Here is a 13,702-nt window from a genome sequence, read left to right as displayed (position 1 = left end):
GGCACACTGAGGAAAGCCAACGTTTGAGCCTCTGACACATGGTAGCGCGTGTGTGAATGCTCTTAACTGCGGCCTGGCATGTTTAGGGACGTTTCTAGCATGCCTGACTTCAAAGTTTATAAGGGGTGTCAGAAGGGACTGAAAGCTCCCGCGCAAGTTAGCGGGCGACTGTGCATTGAAGGCGAAGTAAGGTGTACGGTGCGGCTCTTCTGGCTTGTACGCCCGTGATAGGTGGCGTGTTACGAAGTAACCTTGACGCCCGGTGCGGCGTCTGTTTGGGCGTCTTTCATTGGCAAGGAAAGGACGGGTTGCAAGATTGTCAATGATTGACGTTCCTGTTCATCGACTACAAAGGTTGACGGCTGGCGGTCGGGTTTCGTGCTTGGCCGCTAGACGCTAACCCTGGTAGTCACGGTTAGATAGCTCTGGCTCTGGAGGTGACTATGAACATATCAACGGTTTGGCGTCGTCTCTTCATTGCTCTCGGTTTATCTCGCTTGTGTTCCTGTTCCTATTGGACTTGTAGTTACTGCGGTCATTGCCATAATCCTCATTGCTCTTCTTATGATGCTTCCTGTGAATAACTAGTCGCCTGTGAAAGGGGTGTTTCTATGCAGTGTTCTTGTGAATGTTGCGGCGCTGAGTGTGATGAAGTCTATCCGGTTCTTGATCTTGATGATCCCAACCTGACGCTTCTGATTTATATCTGCGCTGAGTGTTCTGACTGGATTCTGAGTGATGCTCTGAGCCTGTCATATGCAGCATAGAAAGGTGGTGCAGGTGGGTACCGTCTTTACATTGGGCTATGCTACTCGTGGGTCTGAGGACATGCTAGCGGCTCTGATGCAAAATCCGTCCGTGATCCTCATCGATATTCGTTTGAGTCCGAAGTCACGGTTCCATCCTCGGTTTCGCGGTTCCGTCCTGGCGCAACGCTTCGGCAATCAGTATCATCACATTCCCGAACTCGGCAATCTGAACTATCGTGATCATGCGTTGCCTATTATGCTTGCTGATCCTGCTGCTGGTCTTTCATCGGTTGGCTTCTGGCTCCAGCGTGGCTATGCTGTCTGTTTATTGTGCGCCTGTAGTCAGCCTGGCTCGTGTCATCGTTCCGTTGTCGCTGGTCTGTTACAACAACGCTATGGGTGTGAGATTGCTCATCTTTAGCTTTCGTTCACTCTGAAAAAAGTCCCCGTTTAAACGCTGACTTTTGAAAGGTGGTGGGTATGCGCTGGTCACATAACTGGCTGGTGGTGGTGCTGCTGGTCTTGGCTGCGGTGGGTGTCTATCTTGATTGGCCGTTGCTGCTCCAGTTCCTGCACGTGTTTGGCTAGCTTCTCATGGAGGATGTGACATGATGTCGCTGCTTCGTGATTGGGGATTGTACGCGGTTGTGATCCTTGTTGCTGCTCTGGCTGTCCTGGTCACGAATCGGCCTGGCAATCCTCGCGTGTGTCGTATCCTGGCTCGGAACGTGTTTCTCCTGAGCCTGCTCCTCTGCTTCTACCATCTCTTTGCTATGACCTTTTTGGTCAAGGTTCCTGCTTTAGCTGATCCATCGGGGGCTGCGCTAATCCATCATCCGTCAAGCGCTGGCTCCATCAATTATGTCAGCCTGGCGCGTCAAGATGCGTTGGCGGCTGGTATTGATCCTGATTTGTTTGTGAGACAGATCAATCAGGAAAGCGGATTTCAGCCTGGCGCTGTCTCTCCAGCTGGTGCCGTTGGGATTGCCCAGTTTATGCCTGCGACAGCTGCGGGCCTGGGTATCAATCCGCATGATCCAGTGCAATCGCTGCAAGCGGCTGCTCAACTGATGGCCTCGTATATTCACCAATATGGGAGTGAGTCGGCGGCGCTGGCCGCCTATAACGCTGGCCCTGTAGCTTTGAAACATGCTCGTGTCCAGTGTGGTGCTCAGTGGCAATCGTGTCTACCTGCTGAGACACAACACTATATTGCAGTCATTGTTGGATAGGAGGTCTGGCCAATGAAAGAAAAATGCGACACGTTGGGGCATGATTGGCGAGTGACGGCTGCGCCTGGATGGTATCAATGTGTGCGCGAGGTAGGCTTCAAGCTGGGGCGGTTCGCTGATATGCCTGGCAAGGTCGTCTATTGTCATGCCATGGGGCATTGTCCTGGCTGCCTGGGCTATGTCTTACACGGTACGCATGTGGTCATGTGTCACCTGCATTCTAGTATCAATCTCCAGCGCTTGCCGGTGAAGCATGCTTCACCACATCAAGCGTTTTCATCATACACCGCAGAGCAACAAACGCTCTGGTAAGGTTGTTTTGTCGTCCGTTTGTCCTTCTTTGGCTTGTTGCGCTGTGCATCAGGCCACATCTTTTGTTCAATTTCATTCGAGGAGAAAACACTATGATGACTTTTACTGGTCTGGTGAAAAACGGTGGCGTCTTCGTGGTTAAAGGCAAAGATGGTTCTGAAAAGCAGTTGATTTCGTTTACGGCTGTTGATGCGTTGGGCAATACCTTCAGCTGTCAGATGTGGCCGGATGATCAGCAACATGCTCAGCTGCTCCAGCTGATCGGCTCTCTTCGCCGTCAGCGTATTCAGTTTGAAATTGCTGGCTACACGGTGCGCATGCGCCAATTCAAGGATGGCAATAAACAGCCGCAGATCAACTTCATTGTCACCAATGTCACGCAACCTGATCCCAAACAACCGGCGTCGGCTTCTGGGCTGTTCTTCTCTGGCACGGTCAAGACAGGCAATGTCTTTGATCTCAATACCAAGAATGGTCCCTCGAAGCTCATTTCACTGACGGCGATTGATGAACTAGGCAATGCCTGGCCGTGCCAGATGTGGCCGGATGATCCCCAACATGCCCAGCTGGTCCCGGTGATCGCCTCGGCTCGCCGTCAGGCAGTGGGCTTTGAAGTCGTTAGCTATGCGCTGCGCATGCGCAAGTTTCAGGATGGTCGTCCTGATCAGCCACAAGTCAACTTTACCGTCAGTCGTGTGTCGTTGCCGGGTCTGAATGTTCAAGTTGCCTAACAGGAGGTCTGCCCATGGCCGTCGAAAAGTTTAAAGTCAATCTGCGCAGCATGATTGGCATCCATCAGAACCGTGAGCGCTTTGACGTGCTGCTCACGGTGGTCCTGCCCTTGTTCCTCATGGTGGTATCGTCCTATACCAATGCCTGGGCCTTCACGGGTGGGCATCTGGCGCTGGATAGCGCTGAGATTGCCAATACCTTGATTGCCACATTCAAAGGGCTGTTTGTCGAGGCGCTGGTCTTCTGCTTCTTCCGCTTCGTCAAGATACTCTGCTCGTTGGGCTGGCGCTATACTATCGCGGCGCTGGTGCCGTTCCTGGTCGGCCTGTTCGGTGTCGTCGTCTCGGCTGGCTGCGGCCTGGCCTGGGCGGCCAAATCGGGTGAAATGAATTTCCTGGTCGGTGCGGTGTCCACCTACATGTCGCCGTCGCTGGCGAACGTGTTCAAGGCTGGCATGGGGATGCTCTTCCCGGTGGCGCTGGCGGTTCTGGCCGTTTACGATCCCAAGCATATGATCAAGGAGCATATGGAAAGCGGGTCAGAACTGGCTGTGATGGCGATGAAAGTTGAGAATGCGGAACATCACCAGAACATGCTCCGTGAAGCGCAAAAAGTTGCCAATCAGGATCAGAGCATCAAAGAGGCGTACAAGCGCATGGCGGCCAACAACGCCCAACAGGCCGTCACCTATGCCGAACAGGGTGATTATAGCTTTGGCTTGAAAACGGAACCGTTGCAGCCATCGGCGCGTCATCAGTCTTCGGTGACACGCATCACGCCTGCGGTCGCGGCTCCAGCGCTGGCTGCACCGCAAGCTCCTCCCTTTCCTGGGCTTCCTGTTCCCAATCAGCCAACGATTATCCCCGGCCAGGTCACGCAAAACGCGCCCTTTACTGGCACAACCCAACAATTGAACGTTGGTGGGCCTCCGGTTGCTATACCTCCTGCTCCTCCTCAAAAGCAGGGGCTTTTCGGTCAACTGGCAAACTGGGCAGCCGGAAATTAATGCGATCTCTTGCACGCCTGCACGCCTGCACGCCGTCCTGTACGGTTGGCAGGCGTGCGTTCATTGCTCCAGGTGATTGCTATGGTTGTGGTCACAAAACAGCTGCTCGACGCCTTTATGGCATGCTGTGTAGGCCGTCGTGATGACTATGCCTATCAGCGCTCGGATGGCCGCTATGCTCGCGCTAGTTGCCCGCTCACGTATGAGGTGATCTATCGTCATCTGCAAGGGGTTCAGACGATTGGCTCCTATCTCATTGATGAGCAAGGGCTGTGTCGGTTCGCCGTCTTTGATAGTGATGCATCGTCTGGCCTGGTCGATCTCCTCCAGGTGCAAATACAGTTGGCGGGGGTGGGGGTGCCGTCCTATCTGGAACAGTCACGCCGTGGTGCGCATCTGCGCGTCTTCTTCCGTGATCCGGCTTCGCCTGCGCTGGTCCGTCGCTGGTTGCTGCCCTTCTGTCCAGCTGGTGTTGAGTTCTATCCCAAGCAAGATACGTTGTCTGAGAGTGTGCCGCTTGGCTCCCTGGTCCGGTTACCGCTCGGTGTGCATCGGGTGACGGGTGAATGTTATCCCTTTGTGGCCTGGTCACAGGGGCAGTTCATGCCGGTGGCTGCCTCGCTGGCTGATATGCTGGCCTGGTTCTCTACTGTCCAGCGGGTCCCCGTTCCAGCGTCGATCCCGTTGCCGGTCACTAACCAGGCGACGCCCACGACACCGCAGGCCATTCCCTTCAATTCCGTCCCTGCCGAAACCACCTTGACCATTCGGGACTGGTGCAGACAGCATGATCCTATTGCCATGATTGGCCGCTATGTAGCGTTGGATCAGAAGGGAATGGGCTGCTGTCCCTTTGGCTGGCATCACGATGATGGCCTTGATGCGCATCCCTCGCTGTGGGTCTATCGTCCTTCCTCTCCTGATCTTTGCTGCTGGTATTGTCACGCTTGGAAGCAAGGTGGGTCGCTCTTTGATTTCTTCCGCTACTACTATGGGCTTTCCGCTCGTGAATTATGGTCGCATATTCTCGCGGGTGGTCATTTCTAGGAGGTGTCTTGATGATCGAACGTTTAGCCGGTGTTCGCACCATTAATGAAGCCGTCTGGGCCAATGTGAATGGCCGCAATAATGGTGTCTATGCTCGGATGGCTGATGGTGTTGTTCACCGTATTAATCGTGCTCGTCGTGTGCGTGGTGTTCTGCAAGTCCATAGTCTGCATACTGGCTCCTGGGTATCTCCTGTCGAGGTTTATCAAGCATAGGGGGTGTTTTCTTGGGAACACTGAGTGAGGTGTTGCCTCTTCTTCAATTTCCTGATTGGCTGTGGAATTTAGAAAGAGGCATTGCTGTTCGATATCATCCTGATTGCTCGTTGTGGGTTCTCGATATGAACACTGGTTATGAATATCCTGCACAATCAGTTGAACAGGTTCTTGCTATTGTTGGTGAATGGACGGCAAACCACTATATCTGGGTACTTCGTAAGATGTAGTCATAGCAATTTTGGACAGGCGCACACAAGTAACACGCGCCTGTCTATCCCCGTGTACTATGAGTTTTGTTGTTAGTTATCCTCTAGTTTTGTGTAAAAGTGAGGTTGTGATGATGTTACTCTATGTTTGGTGCCGGCCTGGATGGAAAGAGATTATGTGTAAAGAGCTTACACAGATTTTTCATTTACAGGCATGTGCTCCTAGTAGCCAAGTTGATGATTTGTTTGTATTTACGTTATCTGTGTATCCTCCTAACCTGGAAAATACAAGGCGCTTGGATCGTCTTGTTATCTCTTCTTCTGGCGCTGTTACCTGGCTGGGTGATCCTCTATAAGGTTGGCAAGCTTGAGTTTTATACCTCCGTTCATTTTACGTTCCCCTACTTTTCTCTCAATGTAACTTCCTCCAGCTCACTCCTCTTGCTGGCTGTGCATTTCATTATTCTCAGTGGAAAGGCTTGCATCATGGCTTCACAGATGATTCTCCGTCTCTCGTTGGATATCTACATTTATGCGATAGATCAAGGGCATGTGCTCGCCGTTCGTGGATGGGCATGGCAAAACTACCTCGATGTAGGGTATCACTCTGACAGCTTGTATGATCCTGCATTCTGGTTTGCACGTGTTGGTCAACCCGGAGTGTACATACAAGAACCTCCTTTTCCTCCTGAGTTTGGTCGTCCCATTAACCGCTAGTACAAAAAGGAGCTTGGTGCTATGAATAAACGTCAATTTCTCTGCTTTGTCTGTACATTGCTGCTGGGTCTGGTATGCTTCTGTCTTTTCATGCAATCTGGCCCATCCACTTCCTGGGCGATAGTCGCGATGATCGCGTTTCTCATTGTGCTTGGCATCATCGTGTACTACTTTCTAAATTGGTCTATCAAGGCGTGGCTTGAATAACTCCCCGTTTAAACGCTCTTTTTTGAGGTGTATTGATGGATGAACAACTTCAGCAGAATCGTGAAGCGTGGCTCTATCGAGCTGCGCTTTTCTTGTTTGAACATATGCAACGCTGCGGTCTGAGTCCGGTTCCTGTTCGTGTTTCGTGTGGCTGGCCTGTCTCTGGTGGTGGCGGTCAGAAGAATGTCACCATTGGTCAATGCTTTGCGCCTACGGTGTGCGCTGATGGCGTTTCACAAGTCTTCATTTCACCTCGCATTGCTGACTCGGTTGAAGTGCTCGGCGTGCTCTTGCATGAACTTATTCATGCGTCATTTGGCAATAAGTTTGGGCATAAGAAGCCCTTTTCTCAGGCAGCAAAAAAGGTCGGCCTGGCCGGGCCTCCTACGGCGACTGTCGTTGGTCCTGAACTGCTGCCGCTCCTGCAAGACTATGTGTCTCGTGTGGGGACGTATCCTCATGCGGCAATTGTCCCGATGGTAAAAGAAAAAACGCCTGGTTCGCGCCTGCGGTTGTATGAGTGCACCTGTGATCCTCCGATAAAGGTGCGCGTCGCAAGTGATGAGCTTGATGCAAGCTGTAACCGTTGTGGTGCTTCCTTTTCCAAAGTTGAAAAGGCTGAGTAGAAAGGTGATAAAGCCTATGAGTGATGAAGAGTTGTTGGCTTTTGCACAGTTTATCTCCTTTGTTCAGGATGTCAGGAATTATTATTCTTGGCTCACGAATGACGATGACCTTGTAATTGAGGTTGCGTCAATTCTGAAACGTCCAGCGGATCAAGTTGATTTTATGGTTCGTGCTGCTCTAAATGCTCTGCGTAGGATGGATGAAAGTAGGTGAATCGATGTGTAAGCGTTCCTTTGAGTCTCCCGGTGTTGTTCTTGAGGGTGGCAGTGTTCCACCCTCGCTTCCCTTCCTATCATCCTCTGATGCATTGTTTGAGAAGATTAAGCTGGTCGGCTATGGTGTTGATACACTGGTGTTGAATGTTCGCTATGCTGATGAGCATTATCAGCCAGTTCAGCGTGAACTTGATGAAACGCTTCAACAAGAATTGGATTATCTTCAGGGTGAGGCAAAAGCGGCTGAAACCTCTGTCATCTCGGATTGGGCGTTTCTTAATGTTCCGCTGTTTGTTGAGCCTCATGGGGCTGGCCGCCAATGGCGCTGGCTGCTCACCTGTCGTTTACTCTCACTGACGATCTCGCGTGGGACATTTAACAATGTGATCGCGCAGGTCCGTTTTTCTTCTGAATACCTCTGGTCGCAAGCCTGGGCAGGTGATGCCCTGGTCAAGATGCATGAGTTCCTGATAGGCATCTTTGGTGAACACATTCATCTCCAAGTTTCTTCTGTGGATCTGTGCGCGGATATGGTCGGTCATGACTTCTCATTGGCAAACTATGAACAGGATTTTGTGACACGGGCGCGGAAACAGTCGGTGGTCTACGGGCCGGATATGGTCAATCTCGATGGTCGGATTCCTTCCTATCTGCGTTTTAGTTCCAGTGGCTCACCGATCTCCTGCCGCATTTATAACAAGACATTGGAGATTGAACAGAAGTCACAAAAGACGTGGATGTACGATATCTGGAAGCGTGGTGATGTGCCTGGTCCCTATGGTGGTGTGTGGGATGGTGTTACTCCCGTCTGGCGTCATGAGTTCCATTTGACCCGTTCTTTTCTGCACAACTTAACGGGTCCGATAGAGGGGGCGTATGATCTGCTTAATCAATTTCAATCGCTCTGGAAGTATGCCGTCGGTACTTCCTCTAGTGGTGATGATGAGCATGTTGATGGCTGGCTGCGGTATGTGATGCCAACAGAAGATAGTCATCGTGAACGCTGGCCGACACATCCGGCCTGGGTGGTCCTGCAATCGGCGTTTTCTGAAACTATCGATCTTGGCCTGGGTGCGGTGGTCCGTCAACGTATTCGAGAGAAAAATATTGAGCGTGGCTTGGCCGCAATTATGGGCTATTGTTCCACACAAGCGGCCTGGCTCGGCGGTGAACATGCAGCTCCTGGGGCGGATATCTCGCTGACGTTACAGTGGCTCTATGATCATGGTCAAGAATACCTGGAAGAAAAGGGCCGGGATTTTCTAGCGGAAGTTCGTAGGAAACAACAGTTATATGGCTCTGAGGGTATCGAGCAAGAAGGTGGTTTATGAGACTTGATGAAACCGTGAATCACTATCTACGGACTCTTGAGACACGGCGGTTATCTCCTCATACTCAAGTGAGCTATCGTCATATGCTTAAGGAGATGCTGCGTTTGCTGTTTGAATTGTGTGGTATTGATGATCTAGAAAAGGTTACAGTGTTTCATTTGCGAGAATGTGTACAGTACCTTCTAACAACTCCAGCGGAAAATCAGCGGGGGCGTTTTTCTAAGGCAGGTGTGACGCTGGCTCCGTCTTCTGTCTGTGTCTATATTCGCCGCTGGAAGACATTCTTCTCCTGGTGCCTGGCAGAAGAGCTAATTGCAAAAAATCCTGCTCTCCGGTTGGAATATCCAAAAGTAGACGATAAAGTACTCGATACGTTCACGGTAGAACAAATAGACAACATGTTAAAGGTGTTCGACCTTTCTACCGATGCGGGATTTCGGGATTATGTCATTATTCTTCTGATGCTTGATACTGGCCTTCGTAGATCTGAGATTGCAAGCCTGAAAGTTGAGGATGTACATGATACATATATCTCCGTCTTTGGCAAAGGGAGAAAAGAACGGCAGATAGGTATTCATCCCCAAATTGGGACGCTGTTATGGAAGTATATTCATAAGTATCGGCGGCCTGGTCGTCCCGATGAACCGATTTTGTTTATATCGCTGAGTAAGCGGAACTATGGGTTGCCCTTTGGTCGTGGTGGAATGGAGGGACTTATGAAACGCCTAAAAGCTTTGACCAACATTGATGACGTTCGTTTGTCTGCTCACACGTTTAGACACACCTTTGCTTGTATGTATCTCGACGAGGGCGGTGATTTATTCAGTCTCTCCAGGGAGTTAGGGCATACGAATGTTAAAACAACTGAGCGGTATTTGAGGAGTTTCACAAGCAAAAATGCAAGGCAACACCATACTGCTCACTCGCCAATTAATCGCATTCAACTGCGTCCCGGTAGAAGTTCTAACCGCGTAAAAGGTGAGCCAAAGAAGTGAAGTATAGCATATATGGGCCATTTCTTATCTGCTATACTATGTCGAAAAAAGAGGGTTAAAAGAAGCCATTGGGGAAAAAATCCTCAATGGCTTCTTTTTTTTGTGCTGGCTTCTGGCCTTATTCCCCGATAGTCCTTGTAACATCTTACTTTTATCTCATCTTCATGAAATTCTAGGAAATATATGCTATACTAACGCGGAATACAGTCACGGCGCGGCACACGACAGAGCGCGACAGGGCTCCCACAGCCCGTAAAACGCCATATTTTTCCTCTGCATAGCGTGCGCTCCCGTGCCTGTAAGGTAGGGGTATAGGCACAGGAGGCTTTGATGGACAGTGTTATAGAGTCAAGCGAGCACATATTGAAACTTACCCCTGTGAACTCAGTTTTCATGCTATCAGCAACTGGAGTGATACAGGTATGAATATTAGTACGGGTGGACCACACACCCTTCTTTTTGAAAGAGATCAACAATTTGCCACACTGCTTGGCAGTGAATTGCAGTTAGCGGGGTATACCAATCATACGGCCCGTACCGCCGTTGAGGTTTTTGATGCCATTGCTCGCTATCCTATTCGACTGGTGATGGTTAACCTTGCCCAGGCCGCGGCCGCCCGGAGAGAATTCTGGGTTGCCCTGGATACCCAGCGCCGTGACCGCAAGGTGCAGGTGCTTACCTTTGTCTGTACTAACCTGGCTGGTTATGGTCCCCGTGACATAGAAGATCATGCTCCCAACAGCAACGCGGACATGGAGATTGATGGCATGCAGGGCCTGATGAACCTGGTCGACGCGGTACGTAACCGCGTGCCGAGCGCGACCATTCAGATGGACATGAATCATACGCAGCCCCGAATGCCACGTTTCTCATCTCTTTCCGCGTCAGCCGCCGGCCAGAGTCCAAATCAAGCCGCCAATACCTTCGCCACCTCATTACCATCAGATACAGGTGCCATCCCGACCCCTGCCCGAACAACCAATGCAACGTCATTGCCGCAAACGCCAATGAACCATTCCATCACTTCTGCGCAGCCTGCGCTAAAAAATGGGGCCCTCAATCAGAATCATATGCCTTCGCCAGCTACGGGTCTCCCTGGCTCGAATCAACCTTCTTACAGCGAAAAAATTCGCGCGGTCCTCTATCCCAATCAGCGCACCTGGAATTCACAGGATTCCGCCGGACAGCAGGCACCACAGGAAACCAGGGACAGCCGGGAGCCAATCAATCCACCGCCCGTGGCCAGCATGCCTGCCGCGCCGGTTGCCAATAACGATGCCCCGGTCCTCCAGCGTCTGGCCAGTGGTCAGTTAAGCTACGAGGGCCCAAATGAATCAGGGCTCGCCCAGCTCTCTCGCATGGTCCAGGGATTCCGTTCTACCAGTCAAGAGGAGCCCACACCGGCACCAACCGCACCCACGGTCTCCACAACCTATGTGCCAACAAGTCCAGCGCAGCCGCAGGGAGCCACGCAGTGGGCGCCAATCAATACAACCAGGTATACCATACCTGTCGAGACCAGGGATGCACTTCCCAACCAGGCCAGCAGGTACGCTCAACAGGCGGAGGTCAGCAATCTCACCGCGCCGCACGCGGTAGCGCCAACAGCCTCTTCCTATTCGACGCTTGAGACAACACGCGAACGCGAGCAGCGCCAGGAACAGCCCGCCCAGCCGGAAAAAACATATACAACGCCAGTAGCACCGGCGTCGCGCCTCGCCCCATCGGAGGAAAAAATCGGCACGCAACCTCTGCGCGCCTCCCCCATTCAGGATATGCCTATCGAGCGTACCGTCACGGGACCCGCCATTGGCGAGGCCGCACGCAGACCAGACGTGCTCTCTCGCACCAACTATGGTCCGCAAACCGCCCATCAGCCCGCGGTCCATCCAAACAAACAGGCCACGTCTCCGCAACTGGCATCTATTTCCACGCCCGTGCCAGCAGCCACGCCACCGGTCAACAAGATCGCGGTACCGCTCTTCACACCAGAAGTGGAAAAAGAACCGATTAGCCCACCCGCTACCAGATATGAGCCTAAATTCAGCCAGCATACCCAATCGGCTCCTCCTGTCGCGGAACCGGTAACAAACAGAGGATACGAAACCAGCCATCAACCTTCTGTAGCTCCTACAGAACCGGAGCCAGAGAGACAGCCGGTACCCGCCCGTGAGGAACCGGCAGCCCCCAACCGGCCAGCGCAAAAAGAGGAGAAAAGCAATCATACCATCAATGTGCCTGACGACCTGGCAGAAAGCATGACCACCAACAACGCGGTCCTGCTGGATATCGTCCAGAGCCTCCCTCCCATGCCAGCGCTGCCAGAACAACAGACGAACAACAATGTACAGCCCCAGGTGCTCAATGGCCGGGCCACGCGCTCACTCAACAAGGTACTACTCGATGGACACCTGGTACCGCAGGATCGTCTGGAGGTTGCCCAAAATATACAGAGGATGTTACGTGGTGTGGATTTAAATTATCAACTTGGTGAAATATTGCTTATGTTTAAATTACTTACGCCCGATCAATTATTGGCCGCCAGCCTGGTCAGCTATGGACTGATTACAACCACTCAGATCAGTGCGCTGGGTCGCATCCGTCAGGAACTCCATTCAATGGGACTGGAATACGATCTGGAAAACCTGCTGATCCTGTTCAGAATTTTGACACCCGAACAGTTGCGCGAGGTGCGCACCAGCATTCAAAGCTAAAGAACGTCTGAATAGCAAGAAAAGCGCGTTTTAACGCGCTTTTCTTGCTATCGACAGACTACACCACTTTTTCGATCTGAGCACCAAGAGTACGCAATTTCATATCCAGGTACTCATAACCTCGTTCGATATGTTCAATGCCGTAGACGATCGAGGTCCCTTCGGCACAGAGGGCTGCGAGAATATACGAGCAGCCTGCTCGTATATCAGGGATATCCAGCCGTGTAGCGACCAACGGCGTCGGTCCACGCACCACGCAGCTATGCATATGCTGCTTTTCACGGAAGCGACAGGGAACCTCGCCCAGACACTTTGGATAGAGACCGATATGGGCCCCCATGCGCTCCAGAGCACTGGTATAGCCAAAGCGATCTTCATAGATTGTCTCATGGATAACGGACATCCCCTGCGCCTGCGTCAATAGCACGGTAAACGGCTGCTGCCAATCGGTCATAAATCCAGGATGTACATCGGTCTCCAACGAGATCGCGGGCGGGTTCCCGCTATCACCGATAAAGCGAATGCCCTCATCGTCGATCTCAAAGCGCAGACCCATCTTAAGCAAGGTATTCAGGAAAGAGAGCAGGGTATCCTGCTGCGCGTGACGTAGATAGACATCGCCCCGTGTTAGATAGGCCGCGACGGCCAGCGAGACGGCCTCATTACGATCACTGACCAGGGTATGGCTGGCCCCATGTAAAGCCTTCACCCCCTCGATCACAATACGCCGATCTACCTTAAATTCGATGATGGCACCCATCTTTTGCAGCAACTTGACTAGATCAACGATCTCTGGTTCGGTGGCCGCGTTCTCGATAATGGTCACGCCTTTGGCTAGAGAGGCGGTAATTAACAGGTTCTCGGTTGCCATCACGCTGGGAAATGGCAGTGAAATGGTAGCGCCATGCAGGCGCTGAGGTGCATGGCAATAATAATATCCATCCTTCTCGATGATCTGGGCACCCATCTGCTGCAGGCCCTGGATATGAAAATTAATGGGCCGTGGACCGATGCGATCGCCGCCCGGCATAGGGATAACAGCCTCGCCACAACGATGCAGCAGTGGTCCGATCATCATTACACAGATGCGATTAAGGCCGCCAACGGTACTCGAAACATGGTGGTCGCGCACATCCCTGGTACAAATAGAGAGTGAATGGTGCTCCCGGTCCAGTTGGACCTCAGAACCCAGTTCTTGGCACAGCTTGACGGTCAATTCGAGATCGCCCAGCAGCGGGACATTACGCAATACACAGGTATCGGACGTTAAGAGGGAGGCGATCACCATTTTGGTGACCGCGTTTTTGGCGCCGCTCAGCGTTACTTCGCCCTGCAGTGGCGTGCCACCGGTGACGAGGTAATGGGGAGCCTGCTGCTCTTCATAGTCAAACATT

The 13,702-nt window shown here is 52.0% G+C and carries 16 protein-coding genes; 14 read left to right on the top strand and 2 right to left on the bottom strand.

What is annotated here, in order from left to right; all coding sequences use genetic code 11:
• Positions 1 to 780 precede the first annotated feature (780 nt).
• The 6 genes from KTT_RS14460 (at position 781) to KTT_RS14435 (ending at position 5,078) form a co-directional block, all read left to right on the top strand.
• Positions 781 to 1,170: a DUF488 domain-containing protein gene (locus KTT_RS14460; protein WP_160145866.1), complete on the top strand. Its 390-nt coding sequence runs from the start codon at positions 781 to 783 to the stop codon at positions 1,168 to 1,170.
• A gap of 187 nt (positions 1,171 to 1,357) precedes the next feature.
• Complete coding sequence (locus KTT_RS14455; protein WP_126596643.1) at positions 1,358 to 1,981, top strand: lytic transglycosylase domain-containing protein; 624 nt, start codon at positions 1,358 to 1,360, stop codon at positions 1,979 to 1,981.
• 12 nt (positions 1,982 to 1,993) lie between these two features.
• The gene (locus tag KTT_RS14450; protein ID WP_126596642.1) at positions 1,994 to 2,293 is read left to right on the top strand and encodes a hypothetical protein; all 300 of its coding nucleotides are present in this window, start codon (positions 1,994 to 1,996) and stop codon (positions 2,291 to 2,293) included.
• A gap of 92 nt (positions 2,294 to 2,385) precedes the next feature.
• The gene (locus KTT_RS14445) at positions 2,386 to 3,024 is read left to right on the top strand and encodes a hypothetical protein (protein WP_126596641.1); all 639 of its coding nucleotides are present in this window, start codon (positions 2,386 to 2,388) and stop codon (positions 3,022 to 3,024) included.
• Between the two features lie 14 nt (positions 3,025 to 3,038).
• The gene (locus KTT_RS14440; protein WP_126596640.1) at positions 3,039 to 4,031 is read left to right on the top strand and encodes a hypothetical protein; all 993 of its coding nucleotides are present in this window, start codon (positions 3,039 to 3,041) and stop codon (positions 4,029 to 4,031) included.
• Between the two features lie 81 nt (positions 4,032 to 4,112).
• A complete protein-coding gene (locus KTT_RS14435) occupies positions 4,113 to 5,078 on the top strand; it encodes a TOTE conflict system archaeo-eukaryotic primase domain-containing protein (RefSeq protein WP_126596639.1) in 966 nt (321 codons plus the stop codon).
• Between the two features lie 23 nt (positions 5,079 to 5,101).
• Here KTT_RS14435 and KTT_RS36170 read toward each other — a convergent pair whose 3' ends face one another.
• Positions 5,102 to 5,251 carry a hypothetical protein gene (locus tag KTT_RS36170; protein ID WP_160145865.1) on the bottom strand — a complete coding sequence of 50 codons (150 nt, stop codon included), beginning with the start codon at positions 5,249 to 5,251 and terminating at the stop codon, positions 5,102 to 5,104.
• Positions 5,252 to 5,304: 53 nt separating this feature from the next.
• Between KTT_RS36170 and KTT_RS14425 the strand changes: the two genes are divergently transcribed.
• From KTT_RS14425 to KTT_RS14390, 8 genes are all read left to right on the top strand, one after another.
• A complete protein-coding gene (locus tag KTT_RS14425) occupies positions 5,305 to 5,523 on the top strand; it encodes a hypothetical protein (protein ID WP_126596637.1) in 219 nt (72 codons plus the stop codon).
• A 285-nt stretch (positions 5,524 to 5,808) separates the two neighbouring features.
• Positions 5,809 to 6,219: a hypothetical protein gene (locus KTT_RS14420; RefSeq protein WP_126596636.1), complete on the top strand. Its 411-nt coding sequence runs from the start codon at positions 5,809 to 5,811 to the stop codon at positions 6,217 to 6,219.
• A gap of 21 nt (positions 6,220 to 6,240) precedes the next feature.
• Positions 6,241 to 6,426, top strand: a complete 186-nt coding sequence (locus tag KTT_RS14415; RefSeq protein WP_126596635.1) for a hypothetical protein — start codon at positions 6,241 to 6,243, stop codon at positions 6,424 to 6,426.
• 35 nt (positions 6,427 to 6,461) lie between these two features.
• Positions 6,462 to 7,052 (top strand): SprT family zinc-dependent metalloprotease, encoded by a 591-nt coding sequence (locus KTT_RS14410; RefSeq protein WP_126596634.1) that lies wholly within the window; start codon positions 6,462 to 6,464, stop codon positions 7,050 to 7,052.
• 16 nt (positions 7,053 to 7,068) lie between these two features.
• On the top strand, positions 7,069 to 7,266 hold the full coding sequence (locus KTT_RS14405) for a hypothetical protein (RefSeq protein WP_126596633.1): 198 nt from the start codon (positions 7,069 to 7,071) through the stop codon (positions 7,264 to 7,266).
• 4 nt (positions 7,267 to 7,270) lie between these two features.
• Positions 7,271 to 8,599, top strand: coding sequence for a hypothetical protein (locus KTT_RS14400; protein WP_126596632.1), 1,329 nt, complete (start codon positions 7,271 to 7,273; stop codon positions 8,597 to 8,599).
• Complete coding sequence (locus KTT_RS14395; RefSeq protein WP_126596631.1) at positions 8,596 to 9,594, top strand: tyrosine-type recombinase/integrase; 999 nt, start codon at positions 8,596 to 8,598, stop codon at positions 9,592 to 9,594. The genes KTT_RS14400 and KTT_RS14395 overlap by 4 nt, the downstream gene beginning before the upstream one ends.
• Positions 9,595 to 10,016: 422 nt before the next feature.
• Positions 10,017 to 12,308, top strand: coding sequence for a hypothetical protein (locus tag KTT_RS14390; protein WP_126596630.1), 2,292 nt, complete (start codon positions 10,017 to 10,019; stop codon positions 12,306 to 12,308).
• 58 nt (positions 12,309 to 12,366) lie between these two features.
• Here the strand turns inward: KTT_RS14390 and murA are convergent, their stop codons facing one another.
• A complete protein-coding gene (gene murA, locus KTT_RS14385) occupies positions 12,367 to 13,701 on the bottom strand; it encodes a UDP-N-acetylglucosamine 1-carboxyvinyltransferase (protein ID WP_126596629.1) in 1,335 nt (444 codons plus the stop codon).
• Between the last annotated feature and the right edge of the window lies 1 nt (position 13,702).

Origin of the sequence: Dictyobacter aurantiacus, from assembly GCF_003967515.1 — a bacterium.
Taxonomy (GTDB): Bacteria; Chloroflexota; Ktedonobacteria; order Ktedonobacterales; family Ktedonobacteraceae; genus Dictyobacter; species Dictyobacter aurantiacus.
Note: the sequence above shows the minus strand (reverse complement) of the source record. Positions and strands in the feature narration are given on the sequence as shown.

Coding starts and splice junctions, on each gene's coding strand:
- KTT_RS14435 (WP_126596639.1), top strand. CDS start 4,113: ATGGTTGTGGTCACAAAACAGCTGCTCGACGCCTTTATGGCATGCTGT.
- murA (WP_126596629.1), bottom strand. CDS start 13,701: ATGTTTGACTATGAAGAGCAGCAGGCTCCCCATTACCTCGTCACCGGT.
- KTT_RS14415 (WP_126596635.1), top strand. CDS start 6,241: ATGAATAAACGTCAATTTCTCTGCTTTGTCTGTACATTGCTGCTGGGT.
- KTT_RS14455 (WP_126596643.1), top strand. CDS start 1,358: ATGATGTCGCTGCTTCGTGATTGGGGATTGTACGCGGTTGTGATCCTT.
- KTT_RS14395 (WP_126596631.1), top strand. CDS start 8,596: ATGAGACTTGATGAAACCGTGAATCACTATCTACGGACTCTTGAGACA.
- KTT_RS14440 (WP_126596640.1), top strand. CDS start 3,039: ATGGCCGTCGAAAAGTTTAAAGTCAATCTGCGCAGCATGATTGGCATC.
- KTT_RS14410 (WP_126596634.1), top strand. CDS start 6,462: ATGGATGAACAACTTCAGCAGAATCGTGAAGCGTGGCTCTATCGAGCT.
- KTT_RS14405 (WP_126596633.1), top strand. CDS start 7,069: ATGAGTGATGAAGAGTTGTTGGCTTTTGCACAGTTTATCTCCTTTGTT.
- KTT_RS36170 (WP_160145865.1), bottom strand. CDS start 5,251: ATGCAGACTATGGACTTGCAGAACACCACGCACACGACGAGCACGATT.
- KTT_RS14390 (WP_126596630.1), top strand. CDS start 10,017: ATGAATATTAGTACGGGTGGACCACACACCCTTCTTTTTGAAAGAGAT.
- KTT_RS14445 (WP_126596641.1), top strand. CDS start 2,386: ATGATGACTTTTACTGGTCTGGTGAAAAACGGTGGCGTCTTCGTGGTT.
- KTT_RS14400 (WP_126596632.1), top strand. CDS start 7,271: ATGTGTAAGCGTTCCTTTGAGTCTCCCGGTGTTGTTCTTGAGGGTGGC.
- KTT_RS14450 (WP_126596642.1), top strand. CDS start 1,994: ATGAAAGAAAAATGCGACACGTTGGGGCATGATTGGCGAGTGACGGCT.